We start from the raw sequence: 25,173 nt of genomic DNA, 5'->3' as shown, positions 1-25,173 counted from the left end.
AGTCGACGGCGCCTCGGCGATCACTCTGCGGAGGGAGACTCCTCGTCATCGCCGTCGGGCAGCTCCTCGAGGAGGCCGGGCGGAGGCGTGAGCGTCACGGTGCCGGCAGCGATGTCGACGGCGGGCACGATGGCTTTCACGAACGGAACGAGAACCTCACCGGCATCCGTCGTGATGGCCAGGAGATCCTGCGCGGGCAGGTGGTCGACGCGAGCCACCGTGCCGACCGGGTCGCCGTCGCGCATCGCCACGAGGCCGACGAGCTGGTGGTCGTACCAGGCGTCTTCCTCGGCGGGCAGCTGCGTCGGGTCCTGGTCGATCCAGAGGATGGCCTTGATGAGGCTCTCGGCCTCGCTGCGGTCGGTGACGCCGCGGAAGAAGCCGACGGGGTGGCCGTTGTACCAGCGCAGCTCATCGATCACAATCGACTTGCCGTGCCACTTCGAGCCCGTGGGTACCTGGAGCGAGAACGATGCGCCCGGTACGAACCGGCGCTCGGGCTCGTCGGTGAAAAGCTCAAGCTTGATTCCGCCCTTGAGGCCGTGCGGCTTGGTCAGCCGGCCGACCCGAAGCTGGGTCGAGGCCTTCTTCTTCGCCGCCACCTCAGGCGTCGGTGTCGACGACGTCGACACGCACACGCTGGCCGTCGGCGAGGGCGGAGACCAGGGTGCGCAGCGCCTTCGCGGTGCGACCAGACCGCCCGATCACCCGGCCGAGGTCCTCGGGGTTCACACGAACCTCGAGAACCTCGCCGCGTGGGGAGTTCTTACTGACTACGTGCACGTCGTCGGGGCTATCGACGATGCCCTTGACGAGGTGCTCGAGAGCGGATGCGAGCAACGCTACGCCTGCTCTGCTTCTGCAGCGTCAGCGGTCTCAGCGTCGGCTGCGACCTCAGCCGGGGCCTCGGCCTTGGCGGCCGGCTTGTCGGCCTTGGGCTTCAGCACCGGCTTCTTCTTCTCGTCGGCGACGAAGCCCGCCTTCTCTTCCTTGACCTTGACGGTGTTCTTCGGGTTCTTCTCGCCCTTGAACGTTCCCCAGTCGCCGGTCAGCTTGAGAATGGCCTCGACCTGCGGGCTCGGCTGCGCGCCGACGCCCAGCCAGTAGAGCGCACGCTCGGAGTCGACCTCGATGAACGAGGGCTCCTCGGTGGGGTGGTACTTGCCGATCTCCTCGATCACGCGGCCGTCGCGCTTGGTGCGCGAGTCGGCGACGACGATGCGGTAGTACGGTGCGCGGATCTTGCCGAGCCGCTTCAGACGGATTTTGACAGCCACAATTCTCCTGGATTCATGAGGTGTTGAGTCGAACTGACTGCCGTGGGCGTGGGGGCACACTCGGCAGGAGGTCTTTGGGGTTCTTCGCGTGCTCTGATTAGAGGGTCGGAGCGCGCAGAACTCGACGTCCCATTCTGCCAGACATCCGGTCGCGTTGCTAATCCGCCTGCCGGCCCGCTTCCTCGGCGCGTCCCGCAGCAACAATGGCGGTGACAGATGCTCAGAGCCAATAGTGTTCGTCTATGCAGAGTGCAGCCGTGGTGAGGCTTGAGACCGAGCGCGTGAGCGCGTCGATCGTTCCCGGGCGTGGCACCAACGGCGGCTGTTCCCTCGTGATCGACGGCATGACGCAGTCGCACGTGAACCTGGCGAACCCTCGCGACCTGCAGCTGGAGTACGTTCGCTCGATCGCTGCGATCGTCGATGCCGCGTTCAGCGTGATCCGCCCCGTCAATGCCCTGCATCTCGGCGGCGGCGCCCTGACGGTGCCGCGCTACATCGCCGCGACCCGGCCAGACTCGTCCCAGCGCGTGGTCGAGCTGCATGCCGAGCTGCTCGAGTTCGTGCTCGAACACCTGCCGCTCAACGCCGCGCTCGCGACCGACTTCGTCATCGGAGACGCGCGCGACGTCGTCGAAGCGCGACGAGAAGCGGATGCCGGAGCATGGGACCTCGTCGTCGTCGACGTCTTCTCGGGCAGCGTCGCACCGCGTCACGTCTCGACGGCCGAGTTCTACTCGATGGTGCGCGGCTGCCTCGCGCCCGGCGGCGTGGTGATCGTCAACACGCTGACCACGCAGGGCCTCGACTTCACGAGGGACGCGCTCGTGACCCTGCAGTCGCTCTTCGCGAACGTGACCGCCATCGCGCCTGAAGACGTGGTCGACGGGGCGCGAGGCGGCAACGTCGTGATCGCCGCGTCGGACCGCCCGCTCGACCAGGCCGGCATCGCGGCGCACCTTGCCACAACCTCGCCCGGCGCGGGCTCGCCACGCGTGTTCGCCACGACGGAGCTCGCGCCGGTGGCGGCAACCGGAGTCGTACGCCGGGACGGCGACGATCTCGAACCCGCGGCATCCTAGAGGGATGCAGCTCGAATTCGCCTCGTCAGAACGGTCCACGCTCGGCGTCGAGTGGGAACTGACGCTCGTGGACCGCGAGACCGGGGCGCTCGTGCAGAGTGCCGACGACGTGCTGGGCGCCCTGAGACGGGATGACGGCAGCGAGCATCCGCAGATCACGCATGAGCTGCTGCTGAACACGATCGAACTCGGCAGCAGGGTGCACCACACCGTCGGCGGGGCCGTCGCCGATCTGCGCGAGCTGATCACCGAGATCCAGGCCGTCACCGACCCGCTTGGCGTTGAGCTCATGTGTGCGGGCACCCACCCGTTCGCGCAGTGGTTCGACCAGGAGGCCTCCTCGAACGAACGCTACGACCGCCTGCTCGAGCGTACGCAGTGGTGGGGCCGGCAGATGCTGATCTGGGGAATCCACGTGCACGTGGGCGTCGAGGAGAGAGACAAGGCGCTCCCCCTCGTCAACGCGCTGCTCACGTACTACCCGCACCTGCAGGCACTGAGCGCGTCGAGCCCGTTCTGGGGCGGCGTCAACACCGGCTATGCCTCGAATCGGGCGCTCATGTTCCAGCAGCTGCCGACCGCGGGCCTGCCGTGGCAGCTGGGAAGCTGGGCGAACTACGAGCAGTACGTCGATGACCTGGTGACGACCGGCATCATCACCGACTTCTCCGAGGTGCGCTGGGATATCAGGCCATCACCGAAGTGGGGCACCATCGAGATGCGCGCCTGCGACGGGCTCTCGACCGCCGAGGAGATCGGCGCGGTCGCCGCGCTCATCCAGTGCCTGGTCGAGTACCTGTCGCGCCGGCTCGACGCGGGCGAGGACCTCATGATGCTGCAGCCCTGGTTCGTGCGCGAGAACAAGTGGCGGGCGGCCCGCTACGGGCTCGACGCACGCGTCATCGTCGATCCGGCGGGCGCGCAGCGGCCGGTGGTCGACGACATCCGCCGCATACTCGACGAGCTGACGGATGTCGCACGCGACCTTTGCTGCACCGACGAACTCGCCGAGGTCGAACACATTCTCGCCGCGGGCGCCAGCTATCAGCGACAGCTGCGCACGGCGGCCGAGAACGACGGCGACCTGCGGGCCGTCGTCGCCTCGCTCAGCCGCGAGTTGCGCACGGGCCTCGCCTGACATTCGGGCCCGCCTTGAGCGTCAGCCATCCTTCTCGGTCTTCAGGATGGAGCCGTTCGTCTTCGAGATCTTCACCTCGATGCGGCCCTCATTGCTGTTCTGCAGCTCCACTTCCCAGACCTCGGCGGCCTGGAACGTGTCGCTGTCGATGTTCTTCACGGTGCCGCCGTACTTGCTCACGGCGATCTGGCCGGCCTGATCGCGGTTCACGGGGCCGCCGTTCCAGGTGCCGTTCGATGTCGCCCCGCCCGAGCTCATCGGTGTGTCCCTGGGAGTCTGAGCGGGCCCCGTGCAGCCGACGAGAGCGGCAGAGAGGGCCAAAGCGACGGCTGAGATCGTCACTGCACGACTGGTGCGCAGCATGTGGAGCCTCCATCTCCGCGCCCGAGGGGGCGCTGATCGCACGCCTGATCCCTCCAGCTGTACCCGCCTCACGGCCGCATGCACACCGGCGGGGGCCGATGCACAGGGCATGTGCAGCCGCCCCCGCCGATTGCGTCGGCCTATGCCTGCGCAACGGCGTCGATCACCGGGCGGCGAGGATCCGCGGCGAGACGCGGAGCACGCCAGAGCGCGACGATGATCGGCACGAAGGTGGCGAGTAGTGCGGCGAACTGGATGATGCCGGCGGGGATGCCGCCCGCGAAGCTCGCGACCGTCATGATGATGGCGGCGACCGGCACCCACACCGGCACGCTGCGCGCCCGGCGCAGCCCGAGTGCGAGCAGGATCGGGCCTGCCGAGAAGGCGACGAGGAAGACCATGAGCAGGACCGTGCCGAGAAGACCGGCGTCGTCGGCACCCTGAACAGCGTCGACGGCGTGTGCGCCGACGCCGGCGGCGGCCAGATCGGCGCTCAGGCCGAAGAAGAGGGCGAGGTGCCCGATGCCGGCGGCCAGGCCGAATGCGGTCACCACACCGCCGATGACCGTCATCACCCATCCCCGATTGGGTGCGAGGTCGACGACCGCGGGCATGCCGCCGATCCAGGCGGCCGGGCCGAGTACAGCGAGGAGGCCCGCCACGGCCCAGAGCGCAGGCTGGGCCTGCGCGACATCCGCTGGCCCTGAGGCGTTTGGCGAGGATTGCAGTACCCATTGAATGACGGTGGTGACGATGAGACTTGCCGGCCCCGCGATGAGACCGACCGTGCCGATGACGCGAAGCGCCGCGTGGCGACGTGTGTGCATGATGAGACCTTTCGAGGTGAGCGTGCCGGGCGCTGGTGGCCCGTCCACGGTTCAGCATGGATTCGGCGCTGACCCCGGCGCGTCGGCCAGGCGGGTGTTCCGGGCGCTCGATCGGCTCACCCTTGTGCCGCGTGTGTAGCCCGAGGCGAGGAGAGGAATTCACCCGGATGGGCGACACCACTGCCCGCGGCGCGGCAATAGAGTGAGCGCATGCACGAGCGCATCGTGGCGTTGTGGCGGCTGCGCGTCGCCGGGTTCGCCGCGCCGGACATCGCTCTGGCGGCGCTCATGCTCGTCGTAGCCGTGCTCAGCGTGCTCACCGGCAACCCGGATGAGGGGCCGGTCCGGGTGACCCTGCCCGTCGCAGTGGTAACGGCACTCGCCCTGCTCTGGCGGGGCAGGGAGCCGTTCATCGCGGTCGCTCTCGCTCTGCTCGCCGGTCTCACGCAATCGGTGCTCGCGCAGCCCCCCGGCTCGCTGTGGTCCCTGCTCGTGTACGGCGTGATCACCTACTCGGCCGCAGCCGTATACGCGGAAGGCAAGGCGGCCGTCGCCGGCGTCGCGATGGTCGCGGGCATGATGATCGAGGAGCGGGTGCGTGACGGCGTCGACTACCTCTTCATCGTGCTGCTGTTCGGCGGGTTGTGGCTGCTCGGGCGGGCGAGCCGGTTGTGGCGCTCCCGCGTGCGGCACGCGGAGCAGCATCAGCACGACGTCGCACGTATCGCCGTCGCCGAGGAACGGGTGCGCATCGCCCGGGAGCTGCACGACGTCGTGGCCCACAGCCTGAGCGTGATCGCGGTTCAGTCGGATGCCGCTGCGGCCGCTCTCGACGCACGGCCCGAACTCGCCCGAGCCCCGCTGACGGCGATCCGAGCGAGCGCCCGCGGTTCGCTTGCCGAGATCCGGCACATGCTGGATCTTCTGCGGACCGACGATGATGTCGCGCATCCGCTGCCGGGCCTGGCGGCGCTCGACGCGCTCATCGACTCGGCCCGTGACGCCGGGCTGCAGCTCGAGGTGAGCGTCGGGCACATCGAGCCGCTGCCCGCGACCGTCGAAGCCGCCGTCTTTCGCATCGTGCAGGAGTCGCTGACCAATGTCGTCAAGCACGCGGGGCCGGCGCCAACGCGCATCCTCATCGCGAGGGCAGGGGGGACGCTGACGCTCGAGGTGAGTAACGGAGCCGGCACGATGCGAAGCCGGGTGGGCCCCCGCGGTTACGGCCTCATCGGCATGGCGGAGCGCGTGGCCGCCGTGCGCGGCTCGCTTGAGAGCGGCCCGAGCGCGGACGGCGGTTTCCGCGTGAACGTGCGCATCCCGCTGGAGCGTGACGCATGACTCTCAGGGTGCTGCTCGCCGACGACCAGGAGCTCGTGCGAACCGGATTCCGGCTGATCCTCGAGCTCGAACCGGGCATCGAGGTCGTCGCGGAGGCCGCCGACGGGCGCCAGGCGATCGCCCGTGTTGCGCAGACGCGGCCCGACGTGGTGCTCATGGACATCAGGATGCCGGTGCTCGACGGCATCGAGGCGACGCGGCGCATCGCGTCGACCGCCGATGCGCCCCGCGTGCTGGTTCTGACGACGTTCGATCTCGACGACTACGTCTATGACGCCATGCGGGCGGGCGCGAGCGGCTTCCTTCTGAAGGATGCTCCGCGCGAGCAGCTGGTTGCTGCCGTGCGGGCGGTCGCCCGCGGGGATACGCTGCTCGCCCCATCCGTCACGCGCAGGCTCATCGAACGCTTCGTGCGGTCGCCCGCACCGGGCTCCGCCATGTCACCGACGATCCAGGCCCTCAGCGGCCGAGAGCAGGAGGTGCTGCGCCTGCTCACGCTGGGACTGTCGAACGCGGAGATCGCGGCCCGGCTCTTTCTCGGCGACGCCACCGTGAAGACGCACATCGCGCGGTTGCTGGCCAAGCTCGGGGTGCGCGACCGCGTGCAGGCCGTCATCCTCGCGTACGAGACAGGATTCGTGCGCCCCGGCGAGGACGGCGCGGCAGAGGAAAACACGGCACAGGAGGGCATGTCGCAGAAGGGCACGTCGGCGGGGAGCGTCGGGCAGAAGCCCGCCTAGCGCGTCGACCGCCGCCGGTCAGCGGCCGAGCAGCTTCTGCAGCGAGGCGAGTTCCTCTTCCGTGGGAGCACCCTTCGCCCCGCCCTTCGCGCTGCCCGCCGACGAACCAAGCCCGAAGCCGGAGCCGCCGGCATCCGCTGGCTCTGTCCTGGCACCGGAGGCCAGCGCGGCGTTCTCGGCGGCGCGCTTGGCGGGGTTGCCCGAGCGCGACCCCTTCTTCTTGGCCTTCTGCTTGCCGCGGCCTCCCGCGAAGCCGGCGCCGGGAATCGGCCCCATACCTGGCACGTTCGGCACGCCACCCTTGGCGACCGTCTTCATCATCTTTGCCGCCTGCTCGAAGCGCGTGACGAGCTGGTTCACGTCGGTCACCGTCATGCCGCTGCCTCGGGCGATGCGCAGGCGGCGCGAGCCGTTCAGCAGCTTCGGGTTCGTGCGCTCGGCCGTCGTCATCGACTGGATGATCGCCTCGGTGCGCACGATCTCCTTCTCGTCGAAGTTGTCGAGCTGCTGCTTCATGGCGCCGGCGCCCGGCAGCATCCCCATCATCTTCTTGAGGGAGCCCATGTTGCGCAGCTGCTGCATCTGCTTCAGGAAGTCGTCGAGCGTGAACGTGTCGGTCGCGAACTTCTCGGCGACCTTGCGCGCCTCATCCTCGTCAAACGCCTCCTGCGCCTGCTCGATCAGGGTCAGCACGTCGCCGAGGTCGAGGATGCGGCTCGCCATGCGATCCGGGTGGAACGGCTCGAAGTCGTCGAGCCCCTCACCGGTGGAGGCGAAGATGATGGGTCGGCCGGTGATCGACGCGACCGAGAGCGCCGCGCCACCGCGGGCGTCACCGTCGAGCTTGGAGAGCACGACGCCGGTGAAGTCGACGCCGTCCTGGAACGCCTTCGCGGTCGTGACCGCGTCCTGACCGATCATGGCGTCGATGACGAAGAGCACCTCGTCTGGGTCGGTCGCCTTGCGGATGTCCGCGGCCTGCTTCATGAGCTCGGCGTCGACGCCGAGACGGCCGGCCGTGTCGATGATGACCGTGTCGTACTGCTGCCGCTCGGCCTGCTTCACGGCGTCCTTGGCAACCTTGACCGGGTTGCCGACGCCGTTGCCCGGCTCGGGTGCGAAGACGGGCACCCCCGCCTGCTCGCCAACGACCTGAAGCTGGGTGACCGCGTTGGGTCGCTGCAGGTCGGCCGCGACGAGCATCGGCGTGTGGCCGTCTTTCGCCAGCCACTTGGCCAGCTTGCCCGCGAGCGTGGTCTTGCCCGCGCCCTGCAGGCCGGCGAGCATGATGACCGTCGGCGGCTTCTTGGCGAACTCGAGCCTGCGCTGCTGGCCGCCGAGAATGCCGACGAGCTCCTCGTTGACGATCTGCACGACCTGCTGCGCCGGGTTCAGCGCCTTGTTGACCTCGTCGCCGAGGGCGCGCTCGCGCACCGTGGCGGTGAACTGCTTGACCACGTCGAGCGCGACGTCGGCGTCCAGCAGCGCTCGCCTGATCTCACGCACGGTGCCGTCGACGTCGGAGGCCGAGAGCTTGCCCTTGGTGCGCAGGTGCTTGAAGGTGTCTGCGAGACGGTCAGACAGGGTTCCGAAAGTAGCCATGGTGCAGCCAGTTTAACGTGAGCGGATGGGGCCGCGCTGACCGCGCGCCCCGCCACCCGCACCGATCAGCTCCAGCCCTCGCGGGTGTCGGTCGCCACGACCTCTCCCCCGATGTTGAATCCGACCATGATCATGTCGTCGGTGTCGTCCGGGCTGAGCGAGTACTCGAACTCGGCGAACGTCTCCTCGTCGTCATCGTTCTCGGGCTTCAGCAGCACGCGAACGAGCTGCAGCGAGCGCAGAACATCGAGCGGCACATCCCCCGAATTGTGCACAAGCACGTCGATCAGGCTCTCGCCAAGCACCTGTACCTGCTGGTCGACGTAGTCGGTCGTGACGGAGCCGCGCTCGGAGAGCTCGGCGACGAGCGCATCCCTCGCCTTCGCATCGAACGGTTCGAGCGCGTGCAGCATCGCCGCAGCCTGATCCAGCGCGTGCTCGCTGACCCGCGCCTGGTTGGCCGCGCTCAGCTCGACCTCGACGCTCTGGTCGGCCACCTCGAGGGTGTCGGCCCAGGTGAGGGCACCCGCGGCATCCGCATCGATAATGCCGAAGAAGTCGTGCTCGATCGCCATGAAGCCCTACCCCACCAACTGCTGGACGAAGACGTGCGGCGTGAACCCGGTGAGGTCGCCGATGCCCTCACCCTGGCCGACGAGCTTGATCGGCAGGCCCGTCTTCTCCTGCACCGACAGCACGAACCCGCCCTTCGCCGAACCGTCGAGCTTGGTGAGCACGAGCCCGGTCACGCCGGCGTGCTCGATGAAGGCCTGCGCCTGCGCGAGCCCGTTCTGGCCGGTCGTCGCGTCGAGAACGAGAAGCACCTCGGCGATGGGAGTCTGCCGCTCGAGCACGCGCTTGATCTTGGCGAGCTCGTCCATCAGGCCGCCCTTGGTCTGCAACCTGCCCGCCGTGTCGATGATCGCCACGTCGATGTCGTTGTTCTTGGCGTACTCGACCGTCTGATAGGCGACGGATGCCGGATCCTGACCCTGCTGCTGGGGGCGAACCACCTCGGCCCCCGCCCGCTCAGCCCACGTGGCGAGCTGCTCGACGGCCGCGGCGCGGAACGTGTCAGCGGCTCCCACGACGACGCTGCGATTGAAGGTGCCGAGGAACCGGGCGAACTTGCCGATCGTGGTGGTCTTGCCCACGCCGTTCACGCCGACGACGAGCACGACGGCGGGGCGCTCGGTGAGCTTCAGGGTGGGGTTGAGACGGGAGAGCCGCTCTTCGAGGTTCTCGCGCAGCATCCGCTGCAGGTCAGCAGGGTCTGTGGTCTTGAAGCGGTCGACCTTGGCCCGCAGCTCGCTGACCACCGCATCGGTGACATCGGGACCGAAGTCGGCGCCGATCAGCGCATCCTCCAGATCGTCCCACGTCTCGGCATCGATGGTCTTCTTCGCGAACAGGCCGCGCAGCGCGCCGGAAAGCGACCAGGGGGTGCGTTGTGCCATTGCCCCAGTCTATTCGGGGCGGATGCGCCATTCGGTGCGGATGCGCCGGCATGGCCGGCTCAGAACGCTCAGGCGGAGCGGCGCTCTTCGTCGACCGCGACACGCTGACCGACGACCGCCGAGACGCCGTCCTGGCGCATCGAGACGCCGTAGAGGGCGTCGGCGATCTCCATGGTGCGCTTCTGGTGCGTGATGACGATGAGCTGGCTGGTCTCGCGCAGGTCCTCGAAGATCGTGAGCAGGCGGCCCAGGTTGGCGTCGTCGAGCGCCGCCTCCACCTCATCCATGATGTAGAAGGGGCTGGGGCGCGCCTTGAAGATGGCGATCAGCAGGGCGACGGCCGCCAGCGAGCGCTCGCCGCCCGACAGCAGGGAGAGCCGCTCGATCTTCTTGCCGGCCGGCTTCACTGAGACCTCGATGCCGGTGGTCAGCAGGTTCTCCGGGTCGGTGAGCTCGATGCTCCCGGTGCCGCCGGGGAACAGCACCGGGAACACCTCGGCGAACGCGGCCTTCGTGTCGTCGAATGCGGCCTGGAAGATCGACTGCATCTTCTCGTCGATCTCCTCGATGATCGTCAGCAGGTCGGTGCGCGTCTTCGTGAGGTCGGTGAGCTGCTCGGTGAGGAACTTGTGCCGCTGCTCGAGCGCCGCGAACTCCTCGAGCGCCAGCGGGTTCACACGGCCGAGCTGGGCATATTTGCGTTCGGCTTTGGCCAGGCGGGCCTGCTGCTCGGCGCGGTCGAACGGCACCGATTCTGCTTCGCCGTCGAGCGAGATCGGCACCTGCGGCCCGTATTCATCCACGAGAACATCTTCGACCAGGCCGAGCTCGCTGCCGGCGCGCTCGAGCAGCCCGGAGAGGTGCAGCTTCTTCTCGTAGATCTGCAGTTCGAGGCCGTGCACGTTCTCGGTGATGGCCTGCAGGCGCTCGCGCGCGGCGCCCTCCTCGCGGCGCAGCGCCGCGAGCTCCTCGTTCTGGCTCGCACGCTCGGCCTCGGCTGCGGCGAGCTCGACGCGAGCCTGCGCCACCGAGCGGTCCACCGAGTCGAGCACGGGCGGAAGGGCCTCGATGACGGCGCTTGCGGCCTCCACCTGCCGGCGGCGCACCACGGCCCGGCGGGCGGCCTCCTCAGCTGCCGCCCGGTCGGCCTCCATTCGGCGCACCAGGCTCTCGCCGCGCGCCTCCTCGGCACGCACCCGTTCCCTGGCGGTCTCGAGCGCCAGGCGGGACTCGACCTCGGTCTCCCTCGCCTTCTCCAGTTCGGCATAGAGCGCATCGCGCGCGCTGACATCGAGCATCGGCCGCGGCCGCGACTGCGCCGTGCCGAGCTCAGCCTTCGCCTTCTCGGCCGCGGCTTCCGCCTCAGCGACCGCGTCGGCGGCCTGCTGCAGCGCGCTCTCAAGCCGCTCGGACTCGGCGGCCGACGCCTCGAGCCGCACCGTGAGGCGGTTGCGCCGCTCGCTCTGCTCGGCCAGACGGGCGTCGTATTCGCGTAGGGCGGCGAGGGCCGCCTGCGAGCCCTGCTTGGCCCCCTGCAGCACCTCGCGCTGCTCAGTCAGGGCGTACGTGGCGCGCTCGATGAGCGAGGTGACCTCGCCCAGCCTGGCCGAGGCGGCGTCGCGGTCGGCGACGAGCTCGAGCCTGCTGCGCTTGGCGCCGGAGCCGCCGCGCAGCACGTACCGGCTGAGAACGTCGCCCGCCTTCGTGATCACGGTCGCGTTCGCGTCGTCGGCCTCGAGCCTGCTCCAGGCGAGACGAGCGGCGTCGACATCGTCGGCGATGAGCACGTGCGCGAGCACCCCGAGAACGCCGCCGGGCGCGGTCACCACAGACGAGGCACGGATGAGGCCAGCCCCGCCCGGCTCCTCGCTCACACGCCGCCCCGCCTCTGACGCCTGCTCGTGCCCGGCCTCGGCAAGCACCAGCTCCAGGTGGCCCAGCTCCTCGCCTCTGGCGTAGTCGAGCGCGCCGATGGCGGCCCCACGGTCGTCGGCCAGCACCGCATCGGCGAGCGTTCCGAGAGCCGCGGCGATGGCGGCCTCGTACCCCGGCCGAACCTGCACGTGCTCGGCAACAAGCCCGCGGATGCCGGGGCGCGCCGCCGCAACGAGGGCGCTCGATCCGTCCTTCGTGTCGAGCGCGCTCGAGAGCGCGCTCGTGCGGGCGGCGAGGGCGTCCCTCTCCCGCTCGAGCGTGTGCAGTTCCTCTCTCAGCCGATCGATCTCGCCCTCGGCCTCGAAGACGGTGGCCTGGGCGAGTTCGTACGCCTCGTCGAGGTCGCCGCCACCGGCATCCGCTTCGAGGGCCTCGCTCTCGTATGCCTCGAGCTCTGCTCTCGCGCTCTCGCGCCGGGCGAGCGCGGCGTCGAGAGCGTTCTGCTGGCGCAGCACCCCGCCGCGGACCGCCGCCAGCCGGGAAGCCGCCGCATCCGCCTGGCCCTGCAGCTGGGTGAGCTCGAGGTCGTGCCGGGAGACGAGTTCGCTCTGCGCGGCGATCTCCTCGTCGATGGCGTCGAGTCGGGATCGCGAGCGAAGCGTGGCGGCCTGCGCCTGCTGCCACGCCTGCTCCGCGGTCGTCACGACCTCGCGCAGCCGCTCGGCCTCGGCGCGCGCGTCGGCGACCATCTGGGGTGTCACGCTCGGCGTCGCCTGCTCGCCCTCGGCCTGGGAACCGAGAAGCGCGAGCCGCTGGTTGGCGAGCGTGTAGAGACTGCGCAGGCGCTCCTGCACCGACTCGAGCGAGAATGCGGTGCGCCTGGCCGTGTCGACGGCGTCGCCCACCTGCGCCTGCTCGAGGCGCGCCACCCGCAGCTGCTTCTGCTCGAGCTGCTCCTGCAGCACGATGCGCTCGCTGTGTCGCTCTGCCTCGCTGCGGCTGTGCTCCTCGAGCGCGCGGCGCAGCGTGACGACCTCGTCGGCGAGCAGCCGCGCCTTCGCGTCGCGCACGACCGCGGCGATCGACTGCGCCTCGCGGGCGATCTCGGCCTGATGGCCGAGTGGCTTCAGCTGCCGCCGGATCTCACCGGCGAGGTCGCTGAGGCGGGTGAGGTTCGTCTGCATCGCCTCGAGCTTGCGCAGGGTCTTCTCCTTGCGCCGGCGGTGCTTCAGGATTCCCGCGGCCTCTTCGATGAAGCCACGCCGATCCTCCGGTGTCGCCCGCAGCACCGCGTCGAGCTGCCCCTGGCCGACGATCACGTGCATCTCGCGGCCGAGCCCGGAATCGCTGAGTAGCTCCTGCACGTCGAGCAGGCGACACGCCTCGCCGTTGATCGCGTACTCACTGCCTCCGTTGCGGAACAGCGTTCTGCTGATCGTGACCTCGGTGTACTCGATCGGCAGCGCGCCGTCGGAATTGTCGATCGTGAGGGTCACCTCGGCGCGGCCAAGCGGGCCCTTCGTGGCGGTGCCGGCGAAGATGACGTCTTCCATCTTGCCGCCGCGCAGCGTCTTCGCGCCCTGCTCGCCCATGACCCAGGCGAGCGCGTCGACCACATTCGACTTGCCTGAGCCGTTCGGGCCAACGACACACGTCACGCCCGGCTCGAACGCGAACGTCGTCGGCTGCGCGAAGGATTTGAACCCCTTCAGCTTCAGGCTCTTCAAGTACACGGTGCTGCCTTCGCTCTCATGGCGGTGAATCCTGCGACTACGGTACCTGACGGATGGCCGCAGCCCGCGCGGGCACGCGCAAGCGCTGGCAGCGCGGGCAGAGATGGGATGCACGGTTCATGAAGCGTTCGCGCACCAGGAGCGTGCCGCAGCGCGCGCACGGCGTGCCCTGCCTGCCGTACGCGTTGAGGCTGTGCGAGAAGTAACCGGACGCGCCGTTGACGTTGACGTACTGGGCATCGAAGCTCGTGCCGCCCTCCGCCAGCGCCTTCGCGAGCACCAGGCGAACCTCGGCCAGCAGGAGCCTCGCCCGCTTCGTACCGAGTGTCGCCGCCGGCTGGTCGTAGTGGATCCGCGCCGCCCAGAGCGCTTCGTCGGCGTAGATGTTGCCGATGCCGCTCGCGACACCCTGGTCGAGCAGTACGCGCTTGATGCCGCTCGGCCGCTTTCGCAGAGTCGCAATGAAGGCGTCGTCGTCGAACGCGGGGTCGAGCGGGTCTCGGCCGATGTGCGCCACCTGCGTGGGCAGCGTGGGCTGGTCGCTGCCGCGGCCGCCCGGCATGCCGTCGGCCGTCGGTACGAGCGCGTCCACCGCCATGGAGCCGAAGATGCGCTGGTCCACGAAGTCCACGCGCAACTCGCCGTGCTCGGCGTGTTCGATGCCGAGACGGATGCGCAGGTTGCGGTCGTCGTCCGCACCCGGTTCGCGCAGCAGCACCTGCCCGCTCATGCCGAGGTGCACGAGCAGGGCGTCACGGGGCGCGGGGCGCGGAGCGGCATCCGCTTCACGAGGGGTTCCGTGAGGGGGAAGCCCGAGAAGCGGGAGCCAGAGGAACTTGCCTCGGCGGCACGCTGCCGTGATCATGCGGCCCTCGAGGCGCGCGTCGAACGCGCCGGCCGCGGCATCGTGCCGCTTGAGGGAGCGCGGCTCGCGCACCTCGACGGAGGTGATCAGCGCGCCCGTGACAGCCGGTTCGAGACCCGCGCGAACGACCTCGACCTCGGGAAGTTCAGGCACCGTCGGTGCTGAGGGTGGTCCACGCCTCGAGCGCGGCGGCCATCTCGGCCTGCTTCTTGCTGGAGCCAGCGCCGGTCGCGGAGACGAGGCCGGGCACCGTGACGGTGGCGTGGAACGTCTTGTTGTGATCGGGGCCGGTGTTGGTCACGGCGTAGACGGGGTTGGAGCCGCCATGGGCTGCCGCCGCTTCCTGCAGGCTGGTCTTCGGATCCATGGCGGCGCCGAAGCGGCTTGGGTCGGCGAGCAGCGGCTCGATCAAGCGCAGTACGAGGGATGTCGCGGCATCCGCCCCGGCCCCGAGGTATGTCGCGCCGATGACGGCCTCGACCGTGTCGGCGAGGATGGAGGCCTTGGACCGGCCGCCGCTCTGGTCTTCACCGCGGCCCAGGCGAATGTAGTCGCCCAGCCCGATAACACGCGCGATCTGCGCCAGCGCAACAGTGCTGACGAGGCTCGCCCGGCGCTTGGCGAGGTCGCCCTCGTCGAGATCGGGGTTCTCGCGGAACAGCTTGACCGTGACGGCCTGGCCGAGAATGGAGTCGCCGAGGAACTCGAGGCGCTCGTTGTGCGGAATGCCGCCGTGCTCGTACGCGTAGGAGCGGTGCGTCAGCGCCAGCTCGAGCAGCGCAGGATCGAATTCGACGCCGAGCGTGACGAAAAGCGCGTGCCGGTCGGGGTTCTCCCCGCCCAGCGCGCGCTTCTCGCTCTGCAGGCCGTGACTAGACGTCAGCGACCTTACGGCCCTTGTACTCGAGGAACAGCGGGGTGCCCGCCGAGTCCTCGACGACCTTCGCACGGTGCGGGAGGCTGTAGGTGACCTTGCCGTTCTCGACGGTCTTGACGAGCGTGGGCACACTCGCCTTCCACTGGGCGCGGCGCATACGGGTCGACGCGCGGGACATTTTCCGCTTCGGAACTGCCATGACTAACTCTCTTCTCGCTCTGCAGGGGCGGCGTGGCCGACACTGTCGTCTTCGGAAGCCTGGAAACCCGCGAGCGCAGACCAACGCGGGTCAACCGGCTCTGGTGATTCCTTCTCCGGGTGATCCGCCAGACGCTCGCCCGTCTCGGGGTCGAGACCCGGGCAGTCCGGCCGGCACACCGGCTGGAACGGCAGCGATAGCACTACCGCATCCCTGACAAGAGGTTCAAGATCCACGTGGTCGTCGTGAACCTCATAGTCAAAAGCTTCGTCAGAAGAATACGCGAAAACCTCTTGGAAATCGACTTGGACCGGCAGCTCGATGTCGATCAGGCAACGCCCGCACTCGCCCGTGGCCGTCGTAGACAGGCTCGCGCTGGCGAGAATGCCCTCGTGCAGCGACTCCAGGCGCAGGTCTGTGGCGATCGGCTCCCCCGCGGGAACACTGACCAGCCCCTCACCCAGCGGCTCGGTCACGGGAAGGCTCAGCTGCTTCTCGCGCATCTCGCCGGGGCGGTGCATGAGGTCGCGAACGTCGATGACGAAGGGCGACGAGGTATGAGTGCTCACGGGCACCGATTCTACGCGAAGCGCCCCTGTGCGGGCCGGGAGGGGATGAGAGGCAGAAGGGATGCCGGCAGCGCGGCCGCAAGCACGCGTTGTCCCTGCGACACCTGACCCCGCAGCCCCCGCGTGACCTCGTCGCGGTCGTGCGCGATCGCCTCCCGCTCCTGCGCCGTGCTGCCGGCCGCGCGCGCATACCGCTCGCGCTCCACGGCGTCGCGCAGGCGCAGGAGCGCGGCTCGCTGCTCGGGTTCTGCGAGGCTCCCCTCAAGTGTCGCTGCGAGCGATCGGGCCGTGGCTCCGGGTGACAGCCCGAGCCTGAGGTCGCGAGCGGTTCTGAGAACCTCGGCCCACGCCGCGCCGGCAGGATTCACACCGCGCTGGACCCTTCGTGCCCCTCGCGCCGCGATCATGCGGCGGGAGGCAGCGGGCGCCACAAGCGCGAGCCCGAGGATCAGGGCGAAGACCACCCAGCCCGCGGCATCCGCCCTCGCCGTCTGCGCGGCCGTGTGCGAGCTCGCGTCTGCCGCGTTCGCCGCAGATGACGGCGACGCCGCCGCGGTGGCCTCGCTCGACGGGGTCGATTCGGTGACAGGAGAGTCATCTGATGCGGTCGGCACGGTGTATGCGGGAAGGATTCCGCGGCCGACGGTCGGCTCGAATGCAAGCCAGCCGGCGCCCGGGAAGTACAGCTCGGGCCACGAGTGCAGCTCGTTCGTGGTGACCGTGTAGCGGTAGCCCGCCTGCCCCACGGAGCCGGCGTTGGCGCCGGGCAGGTAGCCGATGGCCACGCGGGCGGGGATTCCGAGGATTCTGGCCATGATCGCCATCGCGGAGGCGAAGTGCACGCAGTAGCCGGACTTCTTCTGAAGGAACGTGGAGATGACGGCCAGCCCGTCGCCGTCGTAGCCCTGCCGCAGCGGGGTCTGCACCGAATACTGGAACCCCGCGTCGCGGAAGTAGTTCTGCAGCGCGACGGCCTTCTCGTAGTTCGTGGTGGCGCCATCCGTCGCCTTCTGGGCCGCGCGGGTGATGGTCGCCGGAATCTTCGACGGCAGGTCGAGGTCGCCACGCACCGACGGCGGCAGGTAGCCGCCGGCATCCTGAAGCTGCTGCGGCGTCGGGTGCACACGCAGGCTGGTGACGCTGTAGTTCTGGTTGGCGGCGCTGGAATCCCTGCTGCTGATGGTGAGGTCGCTTTGGGAGTACGACCAGGAGCCCGTGAGGCCGCTCACGGCGCGGGCAGGGTACGGCACGGGCAGCCACGGGCTGCGCAGGGAGTCGACCGAGACCGTGGTGTTGACCGTGCTCGTCGTGACCGCGCCGGAGAGGCCGGGAACCGCGCCGATCTCATCGTTGCGCGACAGGCTGCTCATCTGCGGCGTTGTGTGGGTCCAGGTCGCGCCCGTGAAGCGGTCGAGCGTCGTGAGCGTGAGGTACAACTGGTCGCTGGCCGAGGTGACGTAGCTGAGCACCGGCACGGGCAGCGGCCGGCGCAGGTCCTGGCCGAGGTCGATGAGCGGGTTGACGCCGCTGCCGAGCACCGAGCCCCTGCTGGTGAGCGGCACCGCGCCAACGGCCGTGAAGCCGGGCGCCGTGACGCCGACGACGAGGGCGAGCGCCGCCACAACGGCCGCGCCCGTCACGCCCGCTCGGGCCGCCCGGGGTCTCCGCATGCGGGGAACACGGTCGGCAGCCAGCAGCCAGAGGTAGGCCGCCGTGCAGGCGATGAGCCACAGCGGGTTCGCCCCCGTCGTGAGAAAGCCGACCGGAACGCACAGGGCGAGCAGGATCGGGATGCCGGCGAGGGCTGGCATGCCGAGCACGATGGTGAAGAGATCGACGGCGAGCGCGATGACGCCCGTGCCGGCGGCGAGCGCGAACAGGAGCTCAGGAACCTCGTGCGCCGGGATCGACTCCTCGCTGATCGCCGGGGCGACGCGGCCCGCGAGTTCGAGCAGGCGGCCGACGCTCGCGGGGGTCGGGATCAGCACGGCGAAGCCGAGGCCGCCGCCGAAGACGCCGGTGAGGGCGACGACGAGGAGCGCGAGAGCACCGCCGAGCGCGCCGATCGGGGGAAGACGCAGCGCCCGCAGGGTTGCCGCCCCGAACAGCACGAGGGCCGCCACGAACGCCGCGAGGAACCACCAGCCGACGCCCGCGAACACACCCGTCATGGCAGACATCGCCGTCATCACGAGCACGAACTGCACGAAGGCCAGGCGCCAGCGGGCCGGCGGGGTGCGCGCGCTCACCGACATGCTCATGACGCGCCCCGTGCTGACGTGCCTCGTGCGGCCGCGCCATGGTGGGCGGCGGCGCCTGCCGCGGCGTTCTCCTCGCGCTCCTCGCGCCGGTCAGCGGCTTCCTCGGCCTCCGCCGAGCGCTGCCCGGCCTCGGCGCGCATCGCCGCCGAGGCGCTCTGCCAGGCCTCCGCATCATCCACGCCCTCGCCGACGACGACGACGCGCCAGCCGAACGAGCCCAGCGTCATGGCCGCGGCCTCGCCGTCGCTGCCGAAGACGAATGCGATGGCGACGCCCGCCATGGGGGCGAGCTGGCGCAGGGCCGTCAGCGCCGCATCCCCCGCTGCGACGACCACCGCGAACACCGGCGCGTTGGCGCCGGAACGGTTGAGGCTCGCGGCGACCTCGCCACCCACCCTGGCGTTGGGCGCCGACTCCGGCTGTACACCGGCGAGCGCGGCGAACAGCGCACGCTCCCCCGCCGCCGACTCGTACCGAGGCAGCCGGCCGCCACGCAGGCCGGAGCGGCCCGCCGACGAGCCCGTCAACTGGCCGCGGCCCGTCTCGGCCACCGTCACTCGATGGCCCGCCTGGATCAGCCAGCGCGAAAGCGAGGCGGTGAAGGCGACGGCGCGCTCGAACGGGTCGTCGGCGGGGACGGAGGACGGATGCCGCGGCGGTCCCGCATCCGACTGCGTGTCGAAGACGATCCAGCTCTCGGGGTTGCTGCTCTGCTCCTCCTGGCGCACCATGAGCTCGCCGTGGCGCGCCGTCGCACGCCAGTGCACGCGGCGCAACGGGTCGCCCGATCGGTACTCCCGGGCGGTCAGCTCGTCTTCGCCCGGCGTCGTGCGGCGCAGCACCTGATGCTCGCTGCCCTCGCTGCCGAGCGAGGCGAGGGAGGACGGCGGCTTCTCGCTCGCGCGCGGGGTCACGATGAGGGCGCGGGCCGCGCCGACCGGCCACTCGCAGTGGGCGAGGCCGAACAGATCGCTGCCGTCGATCGCGAGCGGGCCGATCTCATAGAGCCCGCGCACAGCGCCGCGAACGCGATGGTGAGCGACGCCACGACGGGCCGACGCGGTCGAGAGCGACCCCGTCGGTTCGCTCCAGCCCTCGTCGACGACACCGGCCGGCACGTTGTCGCGCCACGGAACGGCGGTGAGGATGCGGCCGCCGGCCGCCGCGATGCGCAGCGTCACCACGGCCTCATCGCCGACGGCGATGACATCCGGCTCGATACGGCGCGTGACCGTGACGCCCGGCGCGAGGAACACGAGAGCGAGCATGGCCGCGAGGGGCAGAAGGGCGAGGATCAGGCCGGCGACGAGCAGGTCCTGGCGACTGAGGAACGCCGCAGCACAGCTGAGGATGACGCCGGCGGCGAAGAGGCCCCAACCGCGTGCGGTCGGCCTCGGGCCGCGAGCGCTGCGAGAGGAGCCGCCCTTCCCACCACGGCGCTGGTCGCCCGTCGCGCCGCCCAGCCGCCTGCCGACCATGGCGCTCAGCCGCCCGCCGCTCCGCCAGACGCCGGAATGGGAACCGACGCGACGATGCGCTCGAGGATGTCGGCGACGACCTCCGCGCTCTCGTGGTGGTGTCCGAGCGCCCGGTTGGTCGGCAGCAGGCGATGGCCGAGAACCGGCAGGGTGAGCGAGGCGATGTCGTCTGGCAGCACGAAGTCGCGGCCGTCGAGCGCCGCCCGGGCCTTCGCGGCGCGCACGAGTTGCAGCGTGGCTCTCGGGCTGGCGCCAAGCCGCAGGTCGTGGTCTTCCCTCGTGGCGCGCACGATGTCGACCGCGTACTGCTTCACGGCGGGGGCCGCGTAGACGCCGCGGGCAGCCCTCATCATGGCACGCAGTCGATCCGCCGTCACGATGGCGCCGAGGGAGACGAGCGGACTGTCGGTGTCACGCGTGTTGAGCATGGCCAGCTCGGATTCCTGGTCGGGGTAGCCCATGGCGATGCGCGCCATGAACCGGTCGCGCTGCGCTTCAGGCAGGGCGTACGTGCCCTCCATCTCGATGGGGTTCTGCGTGGCGATGACCACGAACGGGCTCGTCAGCTCGTACGTGCTGCCGTCAACCGTGACCTGGCGCTCCTCCATGCACTCGAGCAGCGCAGACTGGGTCTTCGGGCTCGCTCGGTTGATCTCGTCGCCGATGACGATGTTCGCGAAGACCGCACCCGGCTTGAACTCGAACCGCCTCGACGCCTGATCGTAGACAGAGACACCTGTCACGTCGCTCGGCAGCAGGTCGGGTGTGAATTGGATGCGGCTGACCGTGCAGTCCACGGATTTTGCAAGCGCCTTGGCGAGCATGGTCTTGCCGACGCCCGGCACGTCTTCGATGAGAAGGTGGCCGCCGGCGAGCAGCACCGTGAGCGCGGTCTGCACCACCTCGTGCTTACCGTCGATGACGGACTCGATGTTCGCACTGATCTGCTCCGCGTGCCGCTGCAGCTGCTCCAGGCCGATCTCGAACGATTCCTCTATTCGGGTGACGGAGGAATCCGTTGGCTCACGCGTCGCGAAGGTGTTCATGTCTCCTGCAGATACTCGTAGACGGCCCTCGGCACGTACGGCTCGACGTCGCCACCCAGCGCGGCGACCTGGCGAACGAGGGAACTGGAGACGTGCGCATGGCTCGGATCCGGCAGCATGAAGATGGTCTCGACCTCGGCGAGGTGGCGGTTGACGATGGCCATGGGCGTCTCGTAGGCCACGTCGACCTGGGAGCGGATTCCCTTGATGAGCACCTGGGCGCCGACATCGGTGCAGTAGTCGACGAGAAGGCCCACACTCCACGAGGCGACGGTCACGTTCGCTCCGATGCCCGCGTCGGCGACGGAGCGCTCGATCAGCGACACCCGTTGGGCGATCGGCAGCATCGCGTTCTTGTCCGGATTGTGCACGACCACGACGTGCACCTCGTCGAACAGGCGGGCCGCGCGCTCGATCACATCGAGGTGACCCAGCGTGACCGGGTCGAACGATCCAGGGACAACGGCGATCCTGTTCATAGACCTCCAGAATAGCCTGACAGGGTTATCAATTCGTTACTTTGCTCGGCGAATGCACGAGTGACGCTCAGTTCTTCGCGAGAAAGTCGCGCTCGTCGTCGTCGAGCCGTCGCGCCAGTGCCGCGCGAAGGCCCGGCTGCCCCTCCAGACCCTCCGCTGTGGCGAGGATGGCGCGGGCCTCCTCACGGGCCTCGGCGATGAGGGCGCCGTCACGTGTGACGCGCAGCAGCTTGAGCGACGAGCGGCCGCCCGACTGGGTGCTGCCGAGCACGTCGCCCTCCTGCCGCAGGTCGAGGTCGACCTGCGCAAGCTCGAACCCGTCGAGGGTCGCGGCGACCGCATCCACGCGCTCTCGAGCCAGCGTGCCCTGCTCGGCGTGCGTGACGAAGAGGCAGAGCCCCGCCACGCTGCCTCGCCCGATGCGACCGCGCAGCTGGTGCAGCTGGGAGACCCCGAAGCGATCCGCGTCGAGCACGACCATGGTCGAGGCGTTCGGAACGTCGACGCCGACCTCGATGACGGTGGTGGCCACGAGCAGGTCGAGGTCGTGCGCGGCGAAGGCGCGCATGACCGCATCCTTCTCGTCGCTGGGAAGGCGGCCGTGCAGCACGCCGATGCGCGCGGCGCCGAGGCGGGGGTGCGCGCGAACGAGCGCCAGCGTGGACTCGACGGAGGCGCGAGGCGCGTTGGGTGCGGCCGGGTCCCCGGCGGGCGTGACGCCGGCCGGCGTCTCGGCCGCCGGGGCATCCGCTTCTTCGTCGTGCTTCGCGTCGATGGCGGGGCAGACGACGAAGACCTGGTGGCCGCGCTCGATCTCCTCGGCCGCGCGCTCGAAGACACGCCGCTCCCACCCGGGATGCTCGGCGAGCGGCGCGACGAAGCTCTCGATGCCGGCACGACCGGCCGGCAACTCGGCGATGGTCGAGACGTCGAGGTCTCCGAAGACGGTCATGGCGATGGTGCGCGGGATCGGGGTGGCTGTGAGCACGAGCACGTGCGGCGGGGTTGAGCCTTTGAGGCGCAGGGCCTCGCGCTGCTCGACGCCGAAGCGGTGCTGTTCGTCGACCACGACGAGGCCGAGGTCGAAGAAGGTGACGGCGTCGCCGAGGAGCGCGTGGGTGCCGACGACGATGCGGGCCTGGCCGGAGACGATGCGCAGCGTGGCCTTGCGCCGCTCCGACGCGCTCAGCTGACCGGTGAGCAGCGTGGGCATGAGCTGCGCCGAGAGCTCGGGACCGAGGGCGGCGGCGATGGAGCGCAGGTGCTGGGCGGCGAGCACCTCGGTGGGGGCGAGCAGCGCCGACTGGCCGCCGGAGTCGGCGGTCGCGAGCATGGCGCGCAGCGCGACGAGCGTCTTGCCGCTGCCGACCTCACCCTGCACGAGCCGATTCATGGGCTCGTGAGACGCCATGTCTCGGGCGATCTCGTCGCCGACACGCTGCTGGTCGCCCGTGAGCGTGAACGGCAATGCGGCATCGAGGCGCTCGAGCGTGCCGCCGGCGGTCGACGTTCTCGGTATGGTGCTGACCGCTCGGGAAGCGGCGCGCTGATCGAGCAGTGCCGTCTGCAGCACCAGCGCCTCCTGGAAACGCAGCGTGTCGCGCGCGGCGCGCCAGTCGGCGTCGGTCTTGGGCCGGTGCACGAGTTCGAGTGCGTCCCGATGGCCCAGTAGACCCCGTGCTCGGCGCACATCGGCAGGAATGACCTCATCGAGGGCGTGGAGGCCGTCGAGCGCCACCGCCATCGCCTTCTGCAACTGCCAGCTCGTGATCGTGGAGGTCGCCGGATAGATGGGAATGGGTGCCATCGCCCACTTCCGGGCCGCCTCGTCGACCGGCACGCCCTCGCCCTCCTCGAAGAGCTCGTAGTCGGGATGCGCGAGCTGCAGCGTGCCGTGATAGTCGGTGACCTTGCCGGCGAAGATGCCGCGCACGCCCGGCTTCAGTTCACGGGAGCGCCACGGCTGATTGAAGAAGGTGAGCAGGAGGATGCCGCTCCCGTCTGAGATGCGCACCTCGAAGATGGAGCCGCGCCGCGCCCGCATACTGCGTTCGCGTGCCTCGCGCACCTCGGCGACGATGGTGACCTGCTCGTCGACCGGCAGGCTCGTCAGCGCCGTCAGCTCGCCGCGACGCGCGTAGCGCCTCGGGTAGTGGGCAAGCAGGTCGCCGACCGTGGCAATGCCGAACGCCTTCGTCAAGGCGCTGGCGGTGCGGCCACCCACGACGCCGGCCACGCGCGAATCAAGGCCGACGCCGCCGGGCGGCGCCTCATCCGCCGTCGCGGGGGCGCTGCGGGCGTTCATGCTGCGAGTCTATTCGGCGCCCCCGACATGGGAGGTCGGGTACCGTGGCACGGTGACCAGGATCATCGCGGGGTTCGCCGGCTCCCTCTCACTCGCCGTGCCCCCCTCGGGCACCCGGCCCACGAGCGACCGCGTGCGCGAGGCCATCTTCTCGGCGCTCGAGGCGCGCGATTCCCTCGCCGGTGCGACGGTGTTCGACCTGTATGCGGGCTCGGGCGCACTGGGGCTCGAGGCGGCGAGTCGCGGAGCGGCGTCCGTCGTTCTCGTCGAGCGCAATGCCGGTGCCGCCCGCGTCTGCCGGCGCAATGCGGAGGCGGTGACGCGCGCGGCTCGCGGAGGCGCAGCCCGCGAAGGCGCGGCTCGCGGAGGCGCGGCCCACCCTGGCACGGTGCCCGCCATCGAGGTGCGCGTGTCGCCGGTGCTCACCTGGCTCGAGTCGGCGGGGCCGCGGGCCGACGTCGTCTTCCTCGATCCCCCGTACGACCTCGGCGAGGCCGAACTCACGCGCACGCTCGCGGCGCTCGACGGCCGCCTCACCCCCGGCGCCATCGTGCTCGTCGAACGCAGCAGCCGCTCGCCCGAACCGACCTGGCCCGACTGCCTCGCCCCCGATCGCTCCCGCGCCTATGGCGAGACCGTACTGTGGTGGGCCGCCGCTCAGCCGGCGGCGCCGTCCCAGCCCGCGTAGGGGTCCCAGCCGCTCTCGCGCGTGTACGGCCGCCCGTCGACGAGCACGCCGGAGCCCTCGATGACGCGGCCGATCTCACGAAAGCCGCCAGGCAGCCGCGTGCCCGGCGGGAAGCAGGCGAGCAGCCCGTGATCCTCGCCGCCGTCGAGCGCGAGGCGCGGATCGGTACCCAGAGCGGATGCCGCGAAGTCGACCCCGACGCCGCTGGCACGCGCGATCCGACCCGCGTCGCGCGCGAGCCCGTCGCTCAGATCGAGCATCGCCGTCGCGCCGGCCACGGCTGCGAGCGGGCCGTCTGAGAGGGGAGGCCGCGGTGCGCGCTGCGCCCCGATCTGCCGCGGATGCCGAGCCGCTGCGGACGCGGCGAGCGCGGCATCCGGTGTTCCGTCATCGTTCACCGCCTCGGTGAACAGCAGCCGAAGCCCCTCGGCCGCGACGCCCAGCTCGCCCGAGACCGCCACCGCATCGCCGACCCGCGCCCCTGACCGCAGCACGGGCGCCCGCCCCTCGAGGTCGCCGAACGCCGTGACCGCAATCGTGAACGTGCGTGAGACCGACAGGTCCCCTCCGACGACGCCGCAGCCGGGCGCGAGGGCCTCGCACGCGTCGCGGAACCCGTCGGCGATCGCCTCGAGGTCGGCGACCGGCGTGCCGGGGTTCGCGGCGATGGCCACGACGAGCGCGGTGGGGCGCGCACCCATCGCCGCGACGTCCGAGAGGTTGGTCACGGCCGCCTTCCAGCCCAGGTCATGCGGCGACGACCACGCGAAGCGGAAGTCCGGCCCGTGCACCATCATGTCGGTCGTGACGACGAAGCGGCCGTCGTCCGCGCGCAGCACCGCGGCGTCGTCGCCGGGGCCGACAAGAGCGGCATCGGCACGCGGCAGCAGCGGGAAGATGCGCTCGAGCGCGGCGATCTCCCCCACCTCGCTGATGGTTCCTGCGTGGGCACGCTCAGCGTTCGTCATGCA

The 25,173-nt window shown here is 70.2% G+C and carries 24 protein-coding genes; 5 read left to right on the top strand and 19 right to left on the bottom strand.

Annotated elements, in window-relative coordinates; genetic code table 11:
* Positions 1-20 precede the first annotated feature (20 nt).
* The 3 genes from rimM to rpsP are packed head-to-tail and all read right to left on the bottom strand — an operon-like array spanning position 21 to position 1,277.
* On the bottom strand, positions 21-632 hold the full coding sequence (gene rimM / locus OSC27_RS07470; protein ID WP_416348830.1) for a ribosome maturation factor RimM: 612 nt from the start codon (positions 630-632) through the stop codon (positions 21-23).
* Entirely contained in the window at positions 604-840 is a 237-nt protein-coding gene (locus tag OSC27_RS07465; protein ID WP_267180813.1) for an RNA-binding protein, read from the bottom strand. The genes rimM and OSC27_RS07465 overlap by 29 nt, the downstream gene beginning before the upstream one ends.
* A gap of 2 nt (positions 841-842) precedes the next feature.
* Positions 843-1,277 (bottom strand): 30S ribosomal protein S16, encoded by a 435-nt coding sequence (rpsP, locus tag OSC27_RS07460; protein ID WP_267180812.1) that lies wholly within the window; start codon positions 1,275-1,277, stop codon positions 843-845.
* A 242-nt stretch (positions 1,278-1,519) separates the two neighbouring features.
* Here rpsP and OSC27_RS07455 point away from each other — a divergent pair, with 242 nt between their 5' ends.
* Complete coding sequence (locus tag OSC27_RS07455; RefSeq protein ID WP_267180811.1) at positions 1,520-2,359, top strand: spermidine synthase; 840 nt, start codon at positions 1,520-1,522, stop codon at positions 2,357-2,359.
* 4 nt (positions 2,360-2,363) lie between these two features.
* Positions 2,364-3,497: a glutamate--cysteine ligase gene (locus tag OSC27_RS07450; RefSeq protein WP_267180810.1), complete on the top strand. Its 1,134-nt coding sequence runs from the start codon at positions 2,364-2,366 to the stop codon at positions 3,495-3,497.
* A gap of 21 nt (positions 3,498-3,518) precedes the next feature.
* Here the strand turns inward: OSC27_RS07450 and OSC27_RS07445 are convergent, their stop codons facing one another.
* On the bottom strand, positions 3,519-3,860 hold the full coding sequence (locus OSC27_RS07445) for a PepSY domain-containing protein (protein ID WP_267180809.1): 342 nt from the start codon (positions 3,858-3,860) through the stop codon (positions 3,519-3,521).
* A 140-nt stretch (positions 3,861-4,000) separates the two neighbouring features.
* Positions 4,001-4,687: a hypothetical protein gene (locus OSC27_RS07440; RefSeq protein ID WP_267180808.1), complete on the bottom strand. Its 687-nt coding sequence runs from the start codon at positions 4,685-4,687 to the stop codon at positions 4,001-4,003.
* A gap of 210 nt (positions 4,688-4,897) precedes the next feature.
* Here OSC27_RS07440 and OSC27_RS07435 point away from each other — a divergent pair, with 210 nt between their 5' ends.
* Both OSC27_RS07435 and OSC27_RS07430 read left to right on the top strand, forming a co-directional pair.
* Complete coding sequence (locus OSC27_RS07435) at positions 4,898-6,028, top strand: sensor histidine kinase (RefSeq protein ID WP_267180807.1); 1,131 nt, start codon at positions 4,898-4,900, stop codon at positions 6,026-6,028.
* A complete protein-coding gene (locus OSC27_RS07430; protein ID WP_267180806.1) occupies positions 6,025-6,768 on the top strand; it encodes a response regulator transcription factor in 744 nt (247 codons plus the stop codon). Before OSC27_RS07435 ends, OSC27_RS07430 begins: the two co-directional genes overlap by 4 nt.
* A gap of 18 nt (positions 6,769-6,786) precedes the next feature.
* Here the strand turns inward: OSC27_RS07430 and ffh are convergent, their stop codons facing one another.
* The 13 genes from ffh to OSC27_RS07365 all read right to left on the bottom strand — a co-directional run bounded on the left by ffh (position 6,787) and on the right by OSC27_RS07365 (position 23,514).
* Positions 6,787-8,370 carry a signal recognition particle protein gene (ffh, locus tag OSC27_RS07425; protein WP_267180805.1) on the bottom strand — a complete coding sequence of 528 codons (1,584 nt, stop codon included), beginning with the start codon at positions 8,368-8,370 and terminating at the stop codon, positions 6,787-6,789.
* 65 nt (positions 8,371-8,435) lie between these two features.
* Positions 8,436-8,945, bottom strand: a complete 510-nt coding sequence (locus OSC27_RS07420; protein ID WP_267180804.1) for a DUF2004 domain-containing protein — start codon at positions 8,943-8,945, stop codon at positions 8,436-8,438.
* Positions 8,946-8,951: 6 nt separating this feature from the next.
* Entirely contained in the window at positions 8,952-9,827 is an 876-nt protein-coding gene (ftsY, locus tag OSC27_RS07415) for a signal recognition particle-docking protein FtsY (RefSeq protein WP_267180803.1), read from the bottom strand.
* 68 nt (positions 9,828-9,895) lie between these two features.
* Positions 9,896-13,435 (bottom strand): chromosome segregation protein SMC, encoded by a 3,540-nt coding sequence (smc, locus tag OSC27_RS07410; protein WP_267180802.1) that lies wholly within the window; start codon positions 13,433-13,435, stop codon positions 9,896-9,898.
* A 37-nt stretch (positions 13,436-13,472) separates the two neighbouring features.
* Positions 13,473-14,453 (bottom strand): bifunctional DNA-formamidopyrimidine glycosylase/DNA-(apurinic or apyrimidinic site) lyase, encoded by a 981-nt coding sequence (gene mutM / locus OSC27_RS07405; RefSeq protein WP_267180801.1) that lies wholly within the window; start codon positions 14,451-14,453, stop codon positions 13,473-13,475.
* Positions 14,446-15,144, bottom strand: a complete 699-nt coding sequence (gene rnc / locus OSC27_RS07400; RefSeq protein ID WP_267181162.1) for a ribonuclease III — start codon at positions 15,142-15,144, stop codon at positions 14,446-14,448. Before rnc ends, mutM begins: the two co-directional genes overlap by 8 nt.
* A 28-nt stretch (positions 15,145-15,172) precedes the next feature.
* Positions 15,173-15,376 (bottom strand): 50S ribosomal protein L32, encoded by a 204-nt coding sequence (gene rpmF / locus OSC27_RS07395; protein WP_267180800.1) that lies wholly within the window; start codon positions 15,374-15,376, stop codon positions 15,173-15,175.
* Between the two features lie 2 nt (positions 15,377-15,378).
* Positions 15,379-15,897 (bottom strand): YceD family protein, encoded by a 519-nt coding sequence (locus OSC27_RS07390; protein WP_267181161.1) that lies wholly within the window; start codon positions 15,895-15,897, stop codon positions 15,379-15,381.
* A gap of 59 nt (positions 15,898-15,956) precedes the next feature.
* The gene (locus OSC27_RS07385) at positions 15,957-18,206 is read right to left on the bottom strand and encodes a transglutaminase TgpA family protein (RefSeq protein WP_267180799.1); all 2,250 of its coding nucleotides are present in this window, start codon (positions 18,204-18,206) and stop codon (positions 15,957-15,959) included.
* Positions 18,203-19,684, bottom strand: a complete 1,482-nt coding sequence (locus tag OSC27_RS07380) for a DUF58 domain-containing protein (RefSeq protein ID WP_267180798.1) — start codon at positions 19,682-19,684, stop codon at positions 18,203-18,205. The genes OSC27_RS07385 and OSC27_RS07380 overlap by 4 nt, the downstream gene beginning before the upstream one ends.
* A gap of 5 nt (positions 19,685-19,689) precedes the next feature.
* On the bottom strand, positions 19,690-20,730 hold the full coding sequence (locus OSC27_RS07375) for an AAA family ATPase (RefSeq protein WP_267180797.1): 1,041 nt from the start codon (positions 20,728-20,730) through the stop codon (positions 19,690-19,692).
* Complete coding sequence (coaD, locus tag OSC27_RS07370; RefSeq protein ID WP_267180796.1) at positions 20,727-21,209, bottom strand: pantetheine-phosphate adenylyltransferase; 483 nt, start codon at positions 21,207-21,209, stop codon at positions 20,727-20,729. The genes OSC27_RS07375 and coaD overlap by 4 nt, the downstream gene beginning before the upstream one ends.
* 67 nt (positions 21,210-21,276) lie before the next feature.
* The gene (locus tag OSC27_RS07365) at positions 21,277-23,514 is read right to left on the bottom strand and encodes an ATP-dependent DNA helicase RecG (RefSeq protein WP_267180795.1); all 2,238 of its coding nucleotides are present in this window, start codon (positions 23,512-23,514) and stop codon (positions 21,277-21,279) included.
* A 52-nt stretch (positions 23,515-23,566) separates the two neighbouring features.
* Here OSC27_RS07365 and OSC27_RS07360 point away from each other — a divergent pair, with 52 nt between their 5' ends.
* On the top strand, positions 23,567-24,202 hold the full coding sequence (locus OSC27_RS07360; RefSeq protein ID WP_267180794.1) for an RsmD family RNA methyltransferase: 636 nt from the start codon (positions 23,567-23,569) through the stop codon (positions 24,200-24,202).
* Here the strand turns inward: OSC27_RS07360 and thiL are convergent.
* Complete coding sequence (gene thiL / locus OSC27_RS07355; RefSeq protein WP_267180793.1) at positions 24,172-25,170, bottom strand: thiamine-phosphate kinase; 999 nt, start codon at positions 25,168-25,170, stop codon at positions 24,172-24,174. The two genes, OSC27_RS07360 and thiL, sit on opposite strands and share 31 nt — an antisense overlap.
* Between the last annotated feature and the right edge of the window lie 3 nt (positions 25,171-25,173).

The organism is Microbacterium sp. STN6 (assembly GCF_026410545.1).
Classification (GTDB): domain Bacteria; phylum Actinomycetota; class Actinomycetes; order Actinomycetales; family Microbacteriaceae; genus Root112D2.
This window is presented reverse-complemented; position numbering and strand designations above follow the sequence as displayed.